General features: G+C 52.9%; 17 protein-coding genes, 2 pseudogenes and 1 riboswitch. Of the genes and pseudogenes, 16 read left to right on the plus strand and 3 right to left on the minus strand.

The window, feature by feature from the left end; all coding sequences use genetic code 11:
* Entirely contained in the window at positions 1-477 is a 477-nt protein-coding gene (locus NA624_RS07230; RefSeq protein WP_000767407.1) for a kinase inhibitor, read from the minus strand.
* A gap of 57 nt (positions 478-534) precedes the next feature.
* Positions 535-1,824: an adenosylmethionine--8-amino-7-oxononanoate transaminase gene (gene bioA, locus NA624_RS07235; RefSeq protein WP_000205510.1), complete on the minus strand. Its 1,290-nt coding sequence runs from the start codon at positions 1,822-1,824 to the stop codon at positions 535-537.
* Positions 1,825-1,910: 86 nt separating this feature from the next.
* On the opposite strand from bioA, the gene bioB reads away from it, so the two are divergent.
* From bioB to slrP, 7 genes are all read left to right on the plus strand, one after another.
* Positions 1,911-2,951, plus strand: a complete 1,041-nt coding sequence (bioB, locus tag NA624_RS07240) for a biotin synthase BioB (RefSeq protein ID WP_000090727.1) — start codon at positions 1,911-1,913, stop codon at positions 2,949-2,951.
* Complete coding sequence (bioF, locus tag NA624_RS07245) at positions 2,948-4,105, plus strand: 8-amino-7-oxononanoate synthase (RefSeq protein WP_000118934.1); 1,158 nt, start codon at positions 2,948-2,950, stop codon at positions 4,103-4,105. The genes bioB and bioF overlap by 4 nt, the downstream gene beginning before the upstream one ends.
* Positions 4,089-4,844, plus strand: a complete 756-nt coding sequence (gene bioC, locus NA624_RS07250) for a malonyl-ACP O-methyltransferase BioC (RefSeq protein WP_000079904.1) — start codon at positions 4,089-4,091, stop codon at positions 4,842-4,844. Before bioF ends, bioC begins: the two co-directional genes overlap by 17 nt.
* Positions 4,837-5,523 carry a dethiobiotin synthase gene (gene bioD / locus NA624_RS07255; protein WP_000167222.1) on the plus strand — a complete coding sequence of 229 codons (687 nt, stop codon included), beginning with the start codon at positions 4,837-4,839 and terminating at the stop codon, positions 5,521-5,523. The genes bioC and bioD overlap by 8 nt, the downstream gene beginning before the upstream one ends.
* A 650-nt stretch (positions 5,524-6,173) precedes the next feature.
* Positions 6,174-8,195, plus strand: coding sequence for an excinuclease ABC subunit UvrB (gene uvrB, locus NA624_RS07260; protein ID WP_000042502.1), 2,022 nt, complete (start codon positions 6,174-6,176; stop codon positions 8,193-8,195).
* Between the two features lie 308 nt (positions 8,196-8,503).
* Complete coding sequence (locus NA624_RS07265; RefSeq protein ID WP_001563585.1) at positions 8,504-8,677, plus strand: hypothetical protein; 174 nt, start codon at positions 8,504-8,506, stop codon at positions 8,675-8,677.
* Between the two features lie 7 nt (positions 8,678-8,684).
* Positions 8,685-10,952, plus strand: a complete 2,268-nt coding sequence (gene slrP / locus NA624_RS07270) for an SPI-1 type III secretion system effector E3 ubiquitin transferase SlrP (RefSeq protein ID WP_000482006.1) — start codon at positions 8,685-8,687, stop codon at positions 10,950-10,952.
* 91 nt (positions 10,953-11,043) lie between these two features.
* Here slrP and yvcK read toward each other — a convergent pair whose 3' ends face one another.
* On the minus strand, positions 11,044-11,952 hold the full coding sequence (yvcK, locus tag NA624_RS07275) for a uridine diphosphate-N-acetylglucosamine-binding protein YvcK (protein ID WP_001246032.1): 909 nt from the start codon (positions 11,950-11,952) through the stop codon (positions 11,044-11,046).
* Between the two features lie 264 nt (positions 11,953-12,216).
* Positions 12,217-12,361: riboswitch (molybdenum cofactor riboswitch) on the plus strand.
* Between yvcK and moaA the strand changes: the two genes are divergently transcribed.
* From moaA to NA624_RS07320, 9 genes and pseudogenes are all read left to right on the plus strand, one after another.
* Positions 12,349-13,338: a GTP 3',8-cyclase MoaA gene (gene moaA, locus NA624_RS07280; RefSeq protein ID WP_000168180.1), complete on the plus strand. Its 990-nt coding sequence runs from the start codon at positions 12,349-12,351 to the stop codon at positions 13,336-13,338. (Overlaps the previous riboswitch by 13 nt.)
* Positions 13,339-13,359: 21 nt before the next feature.
* Entirely contained in the window at positions 13,360-13,872 is a 513-nt protein-coding gene (moaB, locus tag NA624_RS07285) for a molybdenum cofactor biosynthesis protein B (protein WP_000084604.1), read from the plus strand.
* A 2-nt stretch (positions 13,873-13,874) separates the two neighbouring features.
* Complete coding sequence (gene moaC / locus NA624_RS07290; protein ID WP_000080894.1) at positions 13,875-14,360, plus strand: cyclic pyranopterin monophosphate synthase MoaC; 486 nt, start codon at positions 13,875-13,877, stop codon at positions 14,358-14,360.
* Positions 14,353-14,598 (plus strand): molybdopterin synthase sulfur carrier subunit, encoded by a 246-nt coding sequence (moaD, locus tag NA624_RS07295; protein WP_000598599.1) that lies wholly within the window; start codon positions 14,353-14,355, stop codon positions 14,596-14,598. Before moaC ends, moaD begins: the two co-directional genes overlap by 8 nt.
* A 1-nt stretch (position 14,599) precedes the next feature.
* Entirely contained in the window at positions 14,600-15,052 is a 453-nt protein-coding gene (gene moaE, locus NA624_RS07300; RefSeq protein ID WP_001209386.1) for a molybdopterin synthase catalytic subunit MoaE, read from the plus strand.
* 47 nt (positions 15,053-15,099) lie between these two features.
* A complete protein-coding gene (locus NA624_RS07305; RefSeq protein WP_000373611.1) occupies positions 15,100-15,804 on the plus strand; it encodes a Bax inhibitor-1/YccA family protein in 705 nt (234 codons plus the stop codon).
* Between the two features lie 145 nt (positions 15,805-15,949).
* The gene (locus tag NA624_RS07310) at positions 15,950-16,657 is read left to right on the plus strand and encodes a Bax inhibitor-1 family protein (protein WP_000529074.1); all 708 of its coding nucleotides are present in this window, start codon (positions 15,950-15,952) and stop codon (positions 16,655-16,657) included.
* Between the two features lie 22 nt (positions 16,658-16,679).
* Positions 16,680-16,913, plus strand: a pseudogene (locus tag NA624_RS07315) (hypothetical protein); the annotation flags it as partial.
* A pseudogene (locus NA624_RS07320) lies at positions 16,840-17,088 on the plus strand (hypothetical protein); the annotation flags it as partial. The pseudogenes NA624_RS07315 and NA624_RS07320, both read left to right, overlap by 74 nt.
* Position 17,089 lies beyond the last annotated feature (1 nt).

The raw sequence follows: 17,089 nt of genomic DNA on the forward strand, positions 1-17,089 counted from the left end.
TTAACTGAACATCGCCGTGATCGAGGCGCTGGCGAGCGAATGGAAATGCACGTTAAAGCCGACCATCGCGCCGCTGGCGTCTTCATCAACCTCAAGACGCTCGACGTCCAGCGCGTGAACCGTAAAGATATAGCGGTGCGTTTCCCCTTTAGGCGGCGCCGCGCCGCCGTAGCCCGCTTTACCGAAATCGGTACGCGTCTGAATGACGCCGTCTGGTACGGCCACCAGGCCTGAGCCGAACCCCTGGGTCAGTACGCGCGTATCCGCCGGGAGGTTCACCACCACCCAGTGCCACCAGCCGGAGCCGGTCGGCGCGTCGGGATCGTAACAGGTCACGACAAAACTTTTGGTGCCCATCGGCACGTCGTCCCAGGCCAGATGCGGCGAAATATTATCGCCATCATAGCCCATACCGTTAAAAACGTGGCGATGAGGAAGTTTATCTCCATCGCGCAAATCGTTGCTGATAAGTTTCATGCGCTCTCCTTTTGACTCACCAGAAGTGTAGCCAGAAGCAGCATCGCTTACCGCTGATTAATGGCTAAAAAATGTTTCATTGTGTACCGCGTCATTGACCGCCTGGGTCAAACAGCGCAGTTGATCCGGACGAATAATGTAGGGCGGCATCAGGTAGATTAGCTTGCCGAACGGCCTGATCCAGACGCCTTGCCCGACGAAGAAGCGTTGAAGCGCCGCCATATTGACCGGATGCGTGGTTTCAACCACCCCAATCGCGCCCAACACCCGCACATCCGCCACCCAGGGAGAACTTTGCGCGGGGGCTAACTCAGCGTGTAACTGAGACTCGATAGACGCCACCTGCTGACGCCATTCGCCGCTTTCCAGCAGCGTCAGGCTGGCGCAAGCGACGGCGCAGGCCAGCGGATTCCCCATAAACGTCGGGCCATGCATAAAACACCCCGCCTCGCCGTTGCTAATAGTCTCTGCAACCTGGCGTGTCGTGAGCGTTGCCGAGAGGGTCATGGTGCCGCCGGTTAAGGCTTTGCCGAGACACAGAATATCCGGCGCGATCCCGGCGTGCTCGCAGGCGAACAGTTTGCCGGTACGGCCAAACCCGGTGGCTATTTCATCGGCAATCAGCAGAATGCCTTCGCGATCGCACATGTTACGAATACGCCTGAGCCATTGTGAATGATATATGCGCATCCCGCCCGCGCCCTGAACGATAGGTTCCAGAATCACGGCGGCGATTTCATGGCGATGCGCGGCCATCAGGCGGGCAAATGGCGCGATGTCGCTTTCATCCCATTCGCCATCCATCCGGCTTTGCGGCGCCGGCGCGAACAGATTTTCCGGCAGATAGCCTTTCCACAAGCTGTGCATGGAGTTATCCGGATCGCACACCGACATCGCGCCGAACGTGTCGCCATGATAACCGTGGCGAAACGTCAGAAAACGCTGACGCGATTCGCCCCGCGCCTGCCAGTACTGCAGCGCCATCTTCATGGCCACTTCTACCGACACCGAACCGGAGTCGGCCAGAAAGACACACTCCAGCTGCTCAGGCGTTATCGCGACCAGCTTACGGCACAGATTCACCGCAGGTTGATGGGTTATGCCGCCGAACATGACATGCGACATGGCGTCAATTTGCGCTTTCATCGCCGCGTTCAATTGCGGGTGGTTATAACCATGAATGGCCGCCCACCAGGAGGACATCCCCTCAATCAGGCGTTCGCCCGAGGCGAGAACCAACTCGCAGCCTTCGGCCCGCTCAACGGGATATACCGGCAGCGGCGAGGTCATGGAAGTGTAAGGATGCCAAATATGGCGTTTATCGAAGGCCAGATCGTCCGTTGTCATAATCGACTTGTAAACAAAATTAAAAAGATTTAGGTTTACGAGTCTACACCATATCAAAAACAAACAACATATTTTGGAGAAGCCCGATGGCTCGCCACCCACGCTGGACACTGTCGCAAGTAACCGAATTATTTGAAAAACCACTGCTGGAATTGCTGTTTGAAGCGCAGCAAATTCATCGCCAGCATTTCGATCCGCAGCAGGTACAGGTTAGTACGCTGCTGTCCATCAAAACCGGCGCCTGCCCGGAGGATTGTAAATACTGCCCGCAGAGCTCGCGCTATAAAACCGGGCTGGAAGCCGAGCGTTTAATGGAAGTGGAGCAGGTACTGGACTCCGCCCGTAAAGCGAAAAACGCCGGTTCGACCCGCTTCTGTATGGGGGCGGCCTGGAAGAATCCGCATGAACGCGATATGCCTTATCTGGAGCAGATTGTACAGGGCGTCAAAGCGATGGGGCTGGAAACCTGTATGACGCTCGGTATGTTGAACGAGAGCCAGGCGCAGCGTCTGGCTAACGCCGGGCTGGATTACTACAACCACAACCTCGATACCTCGCCGGAGTTTTACGGCAATATCATCACTACCCGTACCTATCAGGAGCGCCTCGACACGCTGGAAAAAGTCCGTGAAGCAGGGATTAAAGTGTGCTCCGGCGGCATTGTGGGTCTGGGCGAAACGGTTACCGATCGCGCCGGACTGTTGTTGCAGTTGGCGAACCTGCCGACACCGCCGGAAAGCGTGCCAATCAACATGCTGGTGAAGGTGAAAGGCACACCGCTTGCGGATAACGATGACGTGGATGCGTTTGATTTTATTCGTACTATCGCCGTGGCGCGCATCATGATGCCGACTTCATACGTGCGTCTTTCCGCAGGACGTGAACAGATGAACGAGCAGACCCAGGCGATGTGCTTTATGGCCGGGGCGAACTCGATTTTCTATGGCTGCAAATTGTTAACTACGCCAAATCCGGCAGAGGACAAGGATCTGCAGTTATTCCGTAAGCTGGGGCTGAATCCGCAGCAGACCAGAGTGCTGGCGGGCGATAACGAGCAGCAGCAACGTCTGGAGCAGACGCTGATGACGCCTGACACCGATGATTATTACAACGCGGCAGCCTTATGAGTTGGCAACAACGCGTCGACGATGCGCTGACGGCGCGTCGGGCGACGGATACGTTGCGCCGCCGCTATGTGGTGTCGCAGGGCGCCGGACGCTGGCTGGTAGCGAACGGGCGACAGTATCTTAACTTCTCCAGCAATGATTACCTCGGCTTAAGTCAACACCCGCAGATTATTCGCGCCTGGCAACAGGCAGCGATGCGTTTTGGCGTCGGCAGCGGCGGGTCGGGTCATATCAGCGGTTATTCCGTGGCGCACCGGGCGTTAGAGGAGGAACTGGCGCAATGGTTAGGATATCCGCGCGCGCTACTGTTTATCTCTGGCTTTGCGGCGAATCAGGCGGTCATTACCGCCTTAATGAAAAAAAATGACCGGATTGTGGCCGACAGGTTGAGTCATGCTTCCCTGCTGGAGGCCGCCAATCTGAGTCCGGCGCAGCTTCGCCGCTTTATCCATAACGATACGCAGCATCTGTCGCGTTTACTGCAATCGCCCTGCGTGGGTCAGCAACTGGTGGTGACAGAAGGTGTATACAGCATGGACGGCGACAGCGCGCCGCTGGCGGAAATCCAGCACATTGCCCGCAGGCATCATGCCTGGCTGTTGGTTGATGATGCGCACGGCATCGGCGTGACTGGCGATGAGGGGCGGGGCACCTGCTGGCAACGGGGGGTGAAGCCTGAGTTGCTGGTGGTGACTTTCGGTAAGGGGTTTGGCGTCAGCGGCGCAGCGGTGCTCTGCTCGGAAAGCGTCGCGGATTATCTGCTGCAATTTGCCCGCCATCTGGTTTACAGCACCAGTATGCCGCCCGCCCAGGCGCAGGCGTTAAGCGCCTCGCTGGCGGTGATCCGTAGCGATGAAGGTGGTGAACGGCGCGAAAAACTCGCCGCTCTGGTTCAGCGCTTTCGGGCCGGCGTTAACGCGTCCCGATTTACGCTACTGAATGCCCATAGCGCCATCCAGCCGTTAATCTTGGGCGATAACAGCCGTGCATTGCGCCTGGCGGAGGCGCTACGTCAACAAGGATGCTGGGCGACGGCGATTCGTCCGCCGACGGTGCCTGTCGGTACGGCGCGCCTGCGCTTAACGTTAACGCAGGCGCATGAAGCGTGCGATATAGACCGTCTGCTGGAGGTGCTGCATGGCGCAGGTGAATAAGCAGGCTATTGCGGCGGCGTTTGGCCGGGCCGCATCGCAATATGAACAACACGCCTCTTTGCAGCAACACAGCGCGGATGCGCTGCTGACGCTGTTGGCAGGCCGCCAGTTTGCCAGTGTGTTGGACGCAGGCTGCGGCCCTGGACGTATGAGTCGTTACTGGCGAGAGCGGGGGAGCGAAGTGACCGCCCTGGATCTTTCGCTGGCGATGCTGCAACAGGCGCGCGATCGTCAGGCGGCGCATCACTATTTGCTGGCGGATATCGAAGCGATTCCCCATGACGCCGAAGTTTTTGACCTGGCCTGGAGCAACCTGGCGGTCCAGTGGTGCGGCGATTTACGTGATGCGTTGAGCGAGTTGTATCGGGTTGTACGGCCCGGCGGCGTGGTGGCGTTTACCACCTTGTGCCAGGGGTCGTTGCCGGAGCTGCGTCAGGCATGGCAGGCCGTCGATAATCGCGCTCACGCGAATAGCTTTTTGCCGGAAGAGGCAATTGACCACGCGCTGCGCGGCTGGCGGGCGTCTCGTCATACTCAGGCGATGACATTGTGGTTTGAGGATGCCCTGAGCGCGATGCGCTCGCTTAAAGGCATTGGCGCCACCCATCTTCATGAAGGGCGGGAGTCGGATGTATTAACCCGCGCCCGGCTTAGACAGATTCAACTGGCATGGCCGCAGCGGCAGGGGAAATATCCGCTGACGTACCATCTTTTTATGGGAGTGATTGAACGTGACTAAACGCTATTTTGTGACCGGTACTGATACTGAAGTCGGTAAAACGGTTGCCAGTTGCGCCTTATTGCAGGCCGCAACGCAGTTAGGTTATCAAACCGTAGGCTATAAGCCCGTCGCTTCCGGCAGCGAAATGACAACCGACGGGCTACGCAATAGCGATGCCCTGGCCTTGCAGCGTAACAGCAGCCTGCCGCAACCTTATTCCGCTATCAATCCTTATACTTTTGCCGAGCCTACCTCTCCCCACATCGTTAGCGCCGACGAAGGCCGGGCGATAGACGCGGCGGTGTTATCACGCGGATTGCGAACGCTGGAGGCGCAGGCAGACTGGGTGTTGACAGAAGGGGCGGGCGGCTGGTTTACACCGCTCTCTGCCACGCTGACGTTTGCCGACTGGGTACAGACGGAACAGCTGCCGGTGATTCTGGTTGTTGGCGTCAAGCTGGGCTGTATTAATCACGCCATGCTGACGGCGCTGGCGGTAGAACAGGCCGGATTACCACTTGTCGGATGGATAGCCAACGACATACAGCCGCCGGGCGCGCGTCATGGTGAATATCTCGCGACGCTTCGCCGCGTCATACCGGCCCCGCTGTTAGGGGAAATCCCGTGGCTGGGCGTTTCTCCATCGCAGGCGGCGACAGGACAGTATCTGGACCTCAGCCCCCTGGAACGCGCCTGACCGCGCTTAAAAACCGCCTTCTTGCAGGATCAGACGATCCTGCTGTTCTTTCGCCAGACCCTCCTGACGTCGCCATGCTAAAAATGTGCAAAATGTGAGCGTCTACGCCTCAATTTTTCCCTTCTCGTTAGCCAATAATCTGCCAAAAATAGCGATAATTTTTTTTTATCGCCCGGCGAAAACGTCAAGGGCTGATTTTGCCAGGCGGCAGGGGATACGGGCTGGAAGCAGTTATCCACTATTCCTGTGGATAACCTTGTGTATTAGAGTTAGAAAACACAACGTAAGCGAGAGGCGACGCGGCCTGCGACTAAATTGGCGCGAAAGACGGCTTGAGAAAATATCCCTTTTCAGACAGCAAGTTATATAAAATCAATGGTTGTAAAGGAAGGGGGATACGTTGACATAAAACTTTCATCATCCGACTTGACAAATGTTAAAAAAGACTCTGGTCTGGGGATAACCAGCACACTGCTGGAATTTTACCCCGCGACTGTCTATGTTTTACCTCTAAATAGCGTGGGGTATCTGCCGATAGCCATTATACACTGAAGTGTTACTGTTTTTTCATCCAGTATTTTTTATTGGCAATATTCACCGTCGAGAGTAAAATTACACCCCTGCCCGCTCACTCCTTCAGGTAGCCGCTCATGAGTAAACCGTTCAAACTGAATTCCGCTTTTAAACCTTCTGGCGATCAGCCGGACGCTATACGTCGTCTGGAAGAGGGGCTGGAGGACGGGCTGGCGCATCAGACGTTATTGGGCGTGACCGGCTCCGGGAAGACATTCACCATCGCCAACGTCATTGCGGACTTGCAGCGGCCAACGATGGTGCTTGCGCCCAATAAAACCCTGGCGGCGCAGCTCTACGGCGAAATGAAAGAGTTTTTCCCGGAAAACGCGGTGGAGTATTTCGTCTCCTACTATGACTACTATCAACCGGAAGCGTATGTGCCAAGTTCGGATACGTTTATCGAAAAAGACGCTTCGGTAAACGAACATATTGAGCAAATGCGGTTGTCGGCAACGAAAGCGTTGCTTGAGCGACGCGATGTCGTGGTGGTGGCTTCCGTGTCCGCGATTTACGGTCTGGGCGATCCGGATCTCTACCTGAAAATGATGCTGCATCTGACGGTGGGAATGCTGATTGACCAGCGCGCGATTTTGCGTCGGCTGGCGGAATTGCAATACACCCGTAACGATCAAGCTTTTCAGCGTGGTACCTTTCGCGTGCGCGGCGAAGTGATCGACATCTTCCCGGCTGAATCTGACGATATCGCGCTACGCGTTGAGCTGTTTGATGAAGAAGTGGAACGCCTGTCGCTGTTCGACCCGTTAACCGGGCAGGTAGAGTCAACGGTGCCACGTTATACCATCTATCCCAAAACGCACTACGTGACGCCGCGCGAGCGTATTCTGCAGGCGATGGAAGAGATAAAAGATGAGCTGGCGGACAGGCGTAAAGTCTTGCTGGCAAATAATAAGCTGCTTGAAGAGCAGCGATTAAGCCAGCGCACGCAGTTCGATTTAGAGATGATGAACGAGCTGGGCTACTGCTCAGGCATTGAAAACTATTCCCGCTTTCTGTCGGGCCGCGGGCCGGGCGAACCGCCGCCAACCTTGTTCGATTATCTGCCCGCCGACGGACTGCTGGTGGTGGATGAGTCTCATGTCACCATCCCGCAGATAGGCGGCATGTATCGCGGCGACCGGGCGCGCAAAGAGACGCTGGTCGAGTATGGCTTCCGTCTGCCTTCGGCGCTGGATAACCGTCCGCTGAAGTTTGAGGAGTTTGAAGCCTTAGCGCCGCAAACTATCTATGTTTCCGCCACGCCCGGCAACTATGAGCTGGAAAAATCTGGTGATGAGGTGGTGGATCAGGTCGTGCGACCGACCGGGCTGCTGGACCCGATTATTGAAGTGCGTCCGGTGGCGACCCAGGTGGACGATCTGCTGTCCGAAATTCGTCAGCGTGCGGCCATTAATGAGCGTGTCCTTGTCACTACGCTTACCAAACGGATGGCGGAAGATTTGACCGAATATCTGGAAGAACACGGCGAGCGCGTGCGTTACCTGCACTCAGATATTGATACCGTGGAGCGCATGGAAATCATCCGCGATTTGCGTCTGGGCGAGTTTGACGTTCTGGTGGGGATTAACCTGCTGCGCGAAGGGCTGGATATGCCGGAAGTCTCGCTGGTGGCGATTCTGGACGCCGATAAAGAGGGCTTCCTGCGCTCCGAGCGCTCCCTGATTCAGACCATAGGACGCGCGGCGCGTAACGTTAATGGTAAAGCGATTCTGTATGGCGATAAAATCACGCCGTCGATGGCGAAGGCGATTGGCGAAACCGAGCGACGTCGCGAGAAGCAGCAGAAGTACAACGAAGAGCACGGTATCACTCCGCAGGGGCTGAATAAAAAAGTGGTCGACATCCTGGCGCTGGGGCAGAACATTGCGAAAACCAAAGCGAAGGGGAAAGGCAAGGGCCGTTCTACGGCAAAAGCCGGAATTGTCGAACTGGATATGACGCCGAAAGCGTTGCAGCAGAAAATTCATGAACTGGAAGGGCAAATGATGCAGCACGCGCAAAATCTGGAGTTTGAAGAAGCCGCGCAAATTCGCGACCAGTTGCACCAGTTACGCGAGTTGTTTATCGCGGCGTCCTGACAATGTGTCGATCGGCAGCGAGTCATCGTTACCATGGCTCGCTTTTGAGAATTTCAGTGCAATAGTAAGGGCTAAGTCAGTCAGGAATGAAAAACAGTGACAGGCTTTGACTAACGGGATTGTCGAAAAACTCAAAACATCAATGGGGTAGCTAGTTTAATCACAACTGAAGAAAATTAGCGTTGAGGCTGAACCCAACGCTAATTTTCCCTCTCTCCTCGGCTATGAAAAAAAACGCCCCGTATTATCGGTATAGCTATCCTTATGATCGTCATTTTAATCTTATGTGAGTTCGTTGAAAGCGTGTCATGGCAACAGATTACATCATTCTACTTAAAAAAGAGGTGATGGAAGCGCGAGCATTTATAAGTCAAGCGCTGCAAATACTGAATGATTTGTCCGAAATAATGATGACTATGACCTCTTGTTTAAAGTTGAGAATATCCTTATCTGTTACTTTAGGTTACGTTCAGATCAGGTAGGGAAAATATGTTTAATATTACTAATATACAATCTACGGCAAGGCATCAAAGTATTAGCAATGAGGCATCAACAGAGGTGCCTTTAAAAGAAGAGATATGGAATAAAATAAGTGCCTTTTTCTCTTCAGAACATCAGGTTGAAGCACAAAGCTGCATCGCTTATCTTTGTCATCCACCTGAAACCGCCTCGCCAGAAGAGATCAAAAGCAAGTTTGAATGTTTGAGGGAGTTAGCCTTCCCGGCGTATGCGGATAATATTCAGAGTAATAGAGGGGGGACAGACCAATACTGTATTTTGAATGAAAATAGTCAGGAAATTCTGTCTATAATTTTTAATACAGAGGGCTATACCGTTGAGGGAGGGGGAAAGTCAGTCACCTATACCCGTGTAACAGAAAGCGAGCAGGCGAGTAGCGCTTCCGGCTCCAAAGTTGCTGTGAATTATGAGTTAATCTGGTCTGAGTGGGTAAAAGAGGCACCAGCGGAAGAGGCAGCAAATCGTGAAGAAGCCGTACAACGGATGCGTGACTGCCTGAAAAATAATAAGACGGAACTCCGTCTGAAAATATTAGGACTTACCACTATACCCGCCTGTATTCCTGAGCAGATAACTACTCTGACACTCGATAACAATGAACTGAAAAGTTTGCCGGAAAATTTACAGGGAAATATAAAGACCCTGTATGCCAGCAGTAATCGGCTAACCAGTATCCCTGCCACGTTACCGGATACCATACAGAAAATGGAGCTGAGCATTAACCGTATTACTGAATTACCGGAACGTTTGCCTTCAGCGCTTCAATCGCTGGATCTTTTCCATAATAAAATTAGTTCTTTACCTGAAAATCTACCTGAGGAACTTCGGTACCTGAGCGTTTATGATAACCGCATAAGGACACTGCCAGAACATCTTCCGTCAGGGATTACCCATTTGAATGTGCAGAGTAATTCGTTAACCGCTCTGCCTGAAACATTGCCGCCGGGCCTGAAGAATCTGGAGGCCGGCGAAAATGCCTTAACCAGTCTGCCCGCATCGTTACCACCAGAATTACAGTTCCTGGATGTAAGTAAAAATCAGATTACTGTTCTGCCTGAAACACTACCTCCCACGATAACAACGCTGGACGTTTCCCGTAACGCATTGAGTAATCTACCGGAAAACCTCCCGGCGGCATTACAAATAATGCAGGCCTCTCGCAATCGCCTGGTCCGTCTCCCGGAGTCGTTACCCCATTTTCGTGGTGAAGGACCTCAACCTACAAGAATAATCGTAGAACGTAATCCTTTTTCAGAACGAACAATACAGAATATGCAGCGGCTAATGTCCTCTGTGGGTTATCAGGGACCCCGGGTATTGTTTGCCATGGGCGACTTTTCAATTGTTCGGGTAACTCGACCACTGCATCAAGCTGTCCGGGGGTGGCTAACCAATCTCGAGGAGGAAGACGTCAACCAATGGCGGGCGTTTGAGACGGAAGTAAACGCGGCAGCCTTCAGCATGTTTCTGGATCGTCTTGGCGATACGCAGAACACCCGACATTCGGATTTTAAGGAGCAAGTCTCCGCCTGGCTAATGCGCCTGGCTGATGATAGCACACTAAGAGAAACCGCATTTATTATAGCGATGGATGCAACGATAAGCTGTGAAGATCGGGTCACACTGGCATACCACCAAATGCAGGAAGCGACGTTGGTTCATGATGCTGAAAGAGGCGTCTTTGATAGCCACTTAGCGGAACTGATTATGGCGGGGCGTGAAATCTTTCGGCTGGAGCAAATAGAATCGCTCGCGAGAGAAAAGGTAAAACGGCTGTTTTTTATTGACGAAATCGAAGTATTTCTGGGTTTTCAGAATCAGTTACGAGAGTCGCTGTCGCTGACAACAATGACCCAGGATATGCGATTTTATAACGTTTCGGGTATCACTGAGTCTGACCTTGACGAGGCGGAATTAAGGATAAAAATTGCTGAAAATAGGGATTTTCACAAATGGTTTGCGCTGTGGGGGCCGTGGCATAAAGTGCTGGAGCGTATAGCGCCAGAAGAGTGGCGTGAAATGATGGCTAAAAGGGCTGAGTATATTGAAACGGATGAGTATCAGAGCCGGGTCAATGCTGAACTGGAAGCGTTAGGAATAGCGGGTGATCCTGACGCAGAGCGCATGGCTGGGATGCGGATAATGGAAGAGATCAATCAGACCCACTTTACTGGGATCATGGAGAATATATTGCTGAAAAAAGAGGTGAGCTCGCTCATGAGCGCCTACTGGCGATAGCTGAACGCAGTTTATCAGAAGGGGGAGAGAGCCTGTTTACCCTTCGGTGTAAACAGGCATCTGATAAGCGCAGCGTCGTCGGTAAACGGGCTTAACCCAACGCCTGTAGCGCTTTTTCCAGCGCATTGTGTAGTAACTGACGATCGTGGCGATAGGGGATATCGCTGGCCTCCAGCACTTCCTGAATCACCACCCGATCGTTCACCGCACTGACGTCAACTTGCGGTCCAACCACCACTGCGTCAATGACTTTTTTGCCAATATATTGCTCCATCATCGCCAGCTTATCGACCAGCGTTAAACTGGCGGCGGGCAGACTCAGTTCGCGGCCCAGATTGCCGATATACACCATTGGCGCCGGGGTGCGCCGCAGCGCCTGCGCCAGTTCATCAAGCAGCAGGCAAGGCATCAGGCTGGTATAAAAACTGCCAGGGCCAATCAGAATCAGATCCGCGTCATTAATGGCCTGTACCGCTTCCCGCGTCGCCGGAACGTTTGGCGTTAACATGATCTCCTGCGGCGGCGTCGCTAACTGATCGATATTCACCTCGCCATAAATCTCATGCCCCTGATCGTCAATCGCCATCAGATCTACCGGTAGCTCCGACATCGGGATCAGCTGCGCGTCCACTTTAAGCAGATTACGAATTAAATTAATCGCTTCCAGAGGCCGCACGCTCAGGTGATCTAACGCCTTTAACATCAAATTTCCGAGGTTATGACCAGAAAGTTCGCCATTACCGCCAAAACGATACTCAAACATAGCGGATGCGACGCTGGGTTCGGTTATTAACTGATTCAGACAGTTGCGCATATCGCCCCAGGCGATTCCGCCTTCCGAGCGGCGAATACGGCCAGTTGACCCCCCGTTATCTGTGGTAGTCACAATGCCGGTCAGGCGCGAACCTAATGAAGAAAGCGAGGAGAGGACGCGTCCTAATCCATGCCCTCCGCCGAGGGCAACGACACGATCAAGGTCAGCCAGCGTACGATTGCGCATAAAAATTCCTGAAGTCAAATAAGCAGCGCTACAGTAGCGCAAGTCGCGGGTTTTCAGCAATTAGCCGACCGGCTAAAAGACAATTAATTATTCCCGACTACCCCTTTATAGCGAGGGCGTTACCACGGCTAAATGATATATATCAATGTAAAAGTGTGATTTTCACGTATTCTGTCGCTAAATAGCACGATCATATCGCTATGTATATGTTTATATAGCGAAAGCGTGATGGCGAAATTGTCATTTACACGCTAGTATCGGCGTAACCACAGTAAACACTCTAGCCTCTGCACCTGGGTCATTTTTGATATGGTGCTTTGGCCGTGACAACGTTTAACGTTTGCCACCAGGGCGCAGGAAGAAATGACTCCGCCTCCCGTATTTGGAAAGGTGTACATGGCTTCACAACTTACCGATGCTTTCGCGCGTAAGTTTTACTACTTGCGTTTGTCGATTACCGATGTGTGCAACTTTCGTTGCACCTACTGTCTGCCGGATGGCTACAAACCTGGCGGCGTCACTAACAACGGTTTCCTTACCGTCGATGAAATTCGTCGCGTTACGCGCGCTTTTGCCAGTCTTGGCACGGAAAAGGTGCGTCTTACCGGCGGCGAGCCTTCATTACGCCGCGATTTTACCGACATCATTGCCGCCGTGGGTGAAAATGATGCTATTCGCCAGATCGCGGTGACCACTAACGGTTATCGACTGGCGCGCGATGCCGCGAACTGGCGCGAAGCGGGGCTGACGGGCGTCAATGTTAGCGTGGATAGTCTGGATGCGCGTCAGTTCCATGCGATTACCGGTCAGGACAAATTCCGCCAGGTGATGGCGGGCATCGATGCCGCCTTTGACGCCGGTTTCGAAAAGGTGAAAGTCAACACCGTGCTGATGCGCGACGTGAATCACCATCAGTTGGATACCTTCCTTGCCTGGATTCAGCCTCGCCCCATTCAGCTACGCTTCATTGAACTTATGGAGACGGGCGAGGGGAGCGATCTCTTCCGCAAACATCATATTTCGGGTCAGGTATTACGCGACGAGCTGATTAAGCGCGGTTGGATCCACCAGCTCCGCCAGCGCAGCGATGGCCCGGCGCAGGTTTTTTGTCACCCCGATTACGCCGGTGAGATCGGCCTCATTATGCCGTATGAAAAAGATTTCTGCGCCACCTGTAATCGCCTGCGTGTTTCGTCTGTCGGTAAGCTGCATTTATGTCTGTTTGGCGACGGCGGCGTAAGTTTACGCGACCTGTTACAGGATGATGCGCAGCAATACGCGCTTGAGGAACGTATTTCCGACGCGTTGCGGGAGAAAAAGCAGACCCATTTCCTTCACCAGAGCAATACTGGTATTACGCAAAATTTATCTTACATTGGCGGTTAATCCTTAATAAGGAGATTTCAGATGAGTCAGGTCAGCGCTGAATTTATCCCGACCCGCATCGCTATTCTTACTGTTTCCAGCCGACGCGGCGAAGAAGACGACACCTCCGGTCATTATCTGCGTGATTCGGCGCAGGAGGCCGGGCATGAAGTGGTGGCGAAAGCCATCGTTAAAGAGAACCGTTACGCGATTCGCGCCCAGGTTTCCGCCTGGATCGCCAGTGATGAGGTGCAGGTCGTATTGATAACTGGTGGGACCGGTTTGACCGAAGGCGATCAGGCGCCGGAAGCGCTGTTGCCGCTGTTCGATCGTGAAGTGGAAGGATTTGGCGAAGTGTTTCGCATGCTCTCGTTTGAAGAGATCGGCACCGCAACTCTGCAGTCGCGCGCGGTAGCTGGCGTGGCGAATAACACCTTGATTTTCGCCATGCCGGGCTCCACAAAAGCGTGCAGAACCGCATGGGAGAATATCATTGCGCCGCAGTTGGATGCCCGTACACGCCCATGTAATTTTCACCCTCATTTAAAGAAATAACGATGTCGCAATTAACCCATATAAACGCCGCAGGCGAAGCGCACATGGTGGACGTTTCCGCGAAAGCGGAAACCGTTCGTGAAGCACGGGCGGAAGCATTCGTTACCATGCGTAGTGAAACGCTGGCGATGATTGTTGATGGCAAACACCACAAGGGCGATGTTTTCGCGACCGCCCGTATTGCCGGTATTCAGGCCGCCAAACGCACCTGGGAGCTGATCCCGCTGTGCCACCCGCTACTGCTAAGTAAAGTGGAGATTCAGCTTCAGGCCGAGCCGGAGCATAACCGCGTGCGTATTGAGTCTCTGTGCCGTCTGACCGGTAAAACCGGCGTCGAAATGGAAGCGTTAACCGCGGCGTCCGTCGCGGCGTTAACCATCTACGACATGTGCAAAGCGGTACAAAAAGATATGGTAATTGGTCCGGTGCGCCTGCTGGCGAAAAGCGGCGGCAAATCGGGGGATTTTAAGGTAGATGCGCATGATTAAGGTGCTTTTCTTCGCCCAGGTTCGCGAGCTTACAGGAACTGACGCGCTGGAGCTTCCAGCAGATTTTTCCACCGTTGAGTCGCTGCGACAGCATCTGGCGACAAAGAGCGATCGTTGGGCGCTGGCGCTGGAAGACGGCAAGCTGTTGGCGGCGGTCAACCAGACGCTGGTAAGTTTTGACCACCCGCTGACGGCGGGCGATGAAGTGGCGTTTTTCCCGCCAGTCACGGGGGGCTAACATGCGCGAAACGCGAATTGTAGTCGGCCCTGCGCCGTTTAGCGTCGGGGAAGAATATTCCTGGCTGGCGGCGCGCGACGAAGACGGCGCGGTCGTCACCTTTACCGGAAAAGTGCGCAATCATAACCTGGGTGATAGCGTTAAGGCGCTGACGCTGGAGCATTATCCCGGCATGACTGAGAAAGCTCTGGCGGAGATCGTCGCGAAGGCGCGTTCCCGCTGGCCGCTGGGGCGGGTCACGGTGATTCATCGCGTTGGCGAATTATGGCCGGGCGATGAGATTGTGTTTGTCGGCGTCACCAGCGCGCACCGCAGTAGCGCGTTCGACGCCGGTCAGTTCATTATGGATTATCTGAAAACCCGTGCGCCGTTCTGGAAGCGTGAAGCCACGCCGGAAGGCGAACGCTGGGTCGAAGCGCGCGACAGCGACCAGCAGTCGGCGAAACGTTGGTAGCAGAATGTGATACGCTTTAGGGTATCATTTCCACACAGGAGTTCATCATGGACAGATTTCCACGATCTGATTCAATAGTGCAGGCGCGGTCCGGCCTGCAGACCTATATGGCGCAAGTGTATGGCTGGATGACGGTCGGACTGTTACTGACCGCGTTTATCGCGTGGTATGCGGCTAATACGCCAGCCGTCATGATGTTTGTCTTTTCCAGTAAGATCACCTTCTTTGGCTTAATTATTGCCCAGCTTGCGCTGGTGTTTGTTCTGTCGGGACTGGTGCATAAGCTTAGCGCCGGAATGGCGACGACGCTGTTTATGCTCTATTCGGCGCTAACCGGATTGACGTTATCCAGTATTTTTATCGTTTACACCTACTCCTCTATCGCCAGCACGTTTGTGGTGACGGGGGGAATGTTTGGCGCCATGAGCCTGTACGGGTACACCACTAAGCGCGATCTTAGCGGTTTCGGCAATATGCTGTTTATGGCGCTTATTGGTATCGTTCTGGCGTCGCTGGTCAATTTCTGGTTGAAGAGTGAAGCGCTGATGTGGGCGGTAACCTATATCGGGGTGGTGGTGTTTGTCGGTCTGACCGCCTATGACACGCAGAAACTGAAAAATATCGGCGAGCAAATAGATACCCGCGATAGCGCTAATCTGCGTAAATATTCGATTCTCGGCGCGTTAACGCTGTACCTGGACTTTATCAACCTGTTCCTGATGTTACTGCGTATTTTTGGTAATCGCCGCTAATTATAGCGATCTCTTAAAATCCTGGCCCTGCGCCAGGATTTTTTTAGGACTATATTTAGGGCGAAACAGCATAAATATCTTAGAAATGTTTTCCTGCGCTTGCCATTCTTATCACCGTGATCATGTGAAGAGTGATAAATGACAAGTGGGCCCTCTGGCTGCAATACGTATACGGCAAATAGTATTTATTCCCGCGACAATGTTATCCCTTACCTATTGGTATACTGCGTTGGGACTATGGTGTACCGCCGGCATTATATGGTTAACGTTGTATACTCATTTTTTGATAACCCACGTTCAACCTGTTGTTGTTTTGTGGATATCAGCACTTTTGCTTGGCCTGGGGTATGGGGCCGTTACCTGTCTTTCCCGCTTTGGCACTGTTGCCGTAACGTTGATATATATTGCCATCATTACGCTTACCGGCGTGTCATTAGCTTACCTTTTCTCAGGTGGCGCGACCATTTTCGTGATTGTTGGAATCATGTTTAGTCTTAATGCTTTATTTATTTTCTACCTGAATATCAGTTCTGGTCTATTCAGGCCGTTAATTTTTATGGCGGTAAGCGGGATCATCGCTGCGATAGTTGTCAATAGCCTGGTGGCCAGTAGCACTCTGGTCTGGATAGTCAGTGTGGTGACGGTATTGGTGTGGACATTGATTACAGCGCTAGAAAAATCCACGCTTCACGGTTATGCCCGCATGTTATACCACGGCGAGTTTTCATCCCTGCCTCGTTGCGCTTTACCTGGCGCGCTGACGCTTTACCTTGGCATTATTAATGCTGTGGTTACGCTGTGTCGTTATATCATTTTGATGATTCTGGAAATGCTATTATCTTTCAGGCCGTAGGCGTTGCAGGTTTTTATTCAGGTTGGTGATGATGGGTATAATGATTAAATTATGTGGCAAACAATTTTGGTTAGCGTTTTGTGAAGCTAAAGACGTCACTCGCGCCATTAAAAATGGCGGCGAGGATTTTAATAAGAAATGCCCACCAGCGCTAATTTTTCATTTCATTACCGGATTGTCATGGGAATATGAGCGGGGTCATTATTTACCGGTATGCGCTATTGCTGGCCATTATTTCCGTTACGTTGGCAACGTTCTGTACCCTGTCATCAGTATTCATGGGCGAGTTTCACGAAGTGCTCCTGCTGCTGTTTAGCTGGTCATTGCTGCTTTTTTCCCGCTTACAGATGAATACGTCTTTTTTCTCAGCATATGTTTATTTTTACCGGATAAAACGCGTTGTGCTGGAAAGCGAAAACGCGTCTGCTTAAA

This window comes from Salmonella sp. NW38 (genome assembly GCF_051807745.1).
In the GTDB taxonomy this organism is placed as follows: domain Bacteria; phylum Pseudomonadota; class Gammaproteobacteria; order Enterobacterales; family Enterobacteriaceae; genus Salmonella; species Salmonella enterica.

Coding starts and splice junctions, on each gene's coding strand:
- NA624_RS07230 (WP_000767407.1), bottom strand. CDS start 477: ATGAAACTTATCAGCAACGATTTGCGCGATGGAGATAAACTTCCTCAT.
- bioA (WP_000205510.1), bottom strand. CDS start 1,824: ATGACAACGGACGATCTGGCCTTCGATAAACGCCATATTTGGCATCCT.
- bioB (WP_000090727.1), top strand. CDS start 1,911: ATGGCTCGCCACCCACGCTGGACACTGTCGCAAGTAACCGAATTATTT.
- bioF (WP_000118934.1), top strand. CDS start 2,948: ATGAGTTGGCAACAACGCGTCGACGATGCGCTGACGGCGCGTCGGGCG.
- bioC (WP_000079904.1), top strand. CDS start 4,089: ATGGCGCAGGTGAATAAGCAGGCTATTGCGGCGGCGTTTGGCCGGGCC.
- uvrB (WP_000042502.1), top strand. CDS start 6,174: ATGAGTAAACCGTTCAAACTGAATTCCGCTTTTAAACCTTCTGGCGAT.
- NA624_RS07265 (WP_001563585.1), top strand. CDS start 8,504: ATGGCAACAGATTACATCATTCTACTTAAAAAAGAGGTGATGGAAGCG.
- slrP (WP_000482006.1), top strand. CDS start 8,685: ATGTTTAATATTACTAATATACAATCTACGGCAAGGCATCAAAGTATT.
- yvcK (WP_001246032.1), bottom strand. CDS start 11,952: ATGCGCAATCGTACGCTGGCTGACCTTGATCGTGTCGTTGCCCTCGGC.
- moaA (WP_000168180.1), top strand. CDS start 12,349: ATGGCTTCACAACTTACCGATGCTTTCGCGCGTAAGTTTTACTACTTG.
- moaB (WP_000084604.1), top strand. CDS start 13,360: ATGAGTCAGGTCAGCGCTGAATTTATCCCGACCCGCATCGCTATTCTT.
- moaC (WP_000080894.1), top strand. CDS start 13,875: ATGTCGCAATTAACCCATATAAACGCCGCAGGCGAAGCGCACATGGTG.
- moaD (WP_000598599.1), top strand. CDS start 14,353: ATGATTAAGGTGCTTTTCTTCGCCCAGGTTCGCGAGCTTACAGGAACT.
- moaE (WP_001209386.1), top strand. CDS start 14,600: ATGCGCGAAACGCGAATTGTAGTCGGCCCTGCGCCGTTTAGCGTCGGG.
- NA624_RS07305 (WP_000373611.1), top strand. CDS start 15,100: ATGGACAGATTTCCACGATCTGATTCAATAGTGCAGGCGCGGTCCGGC.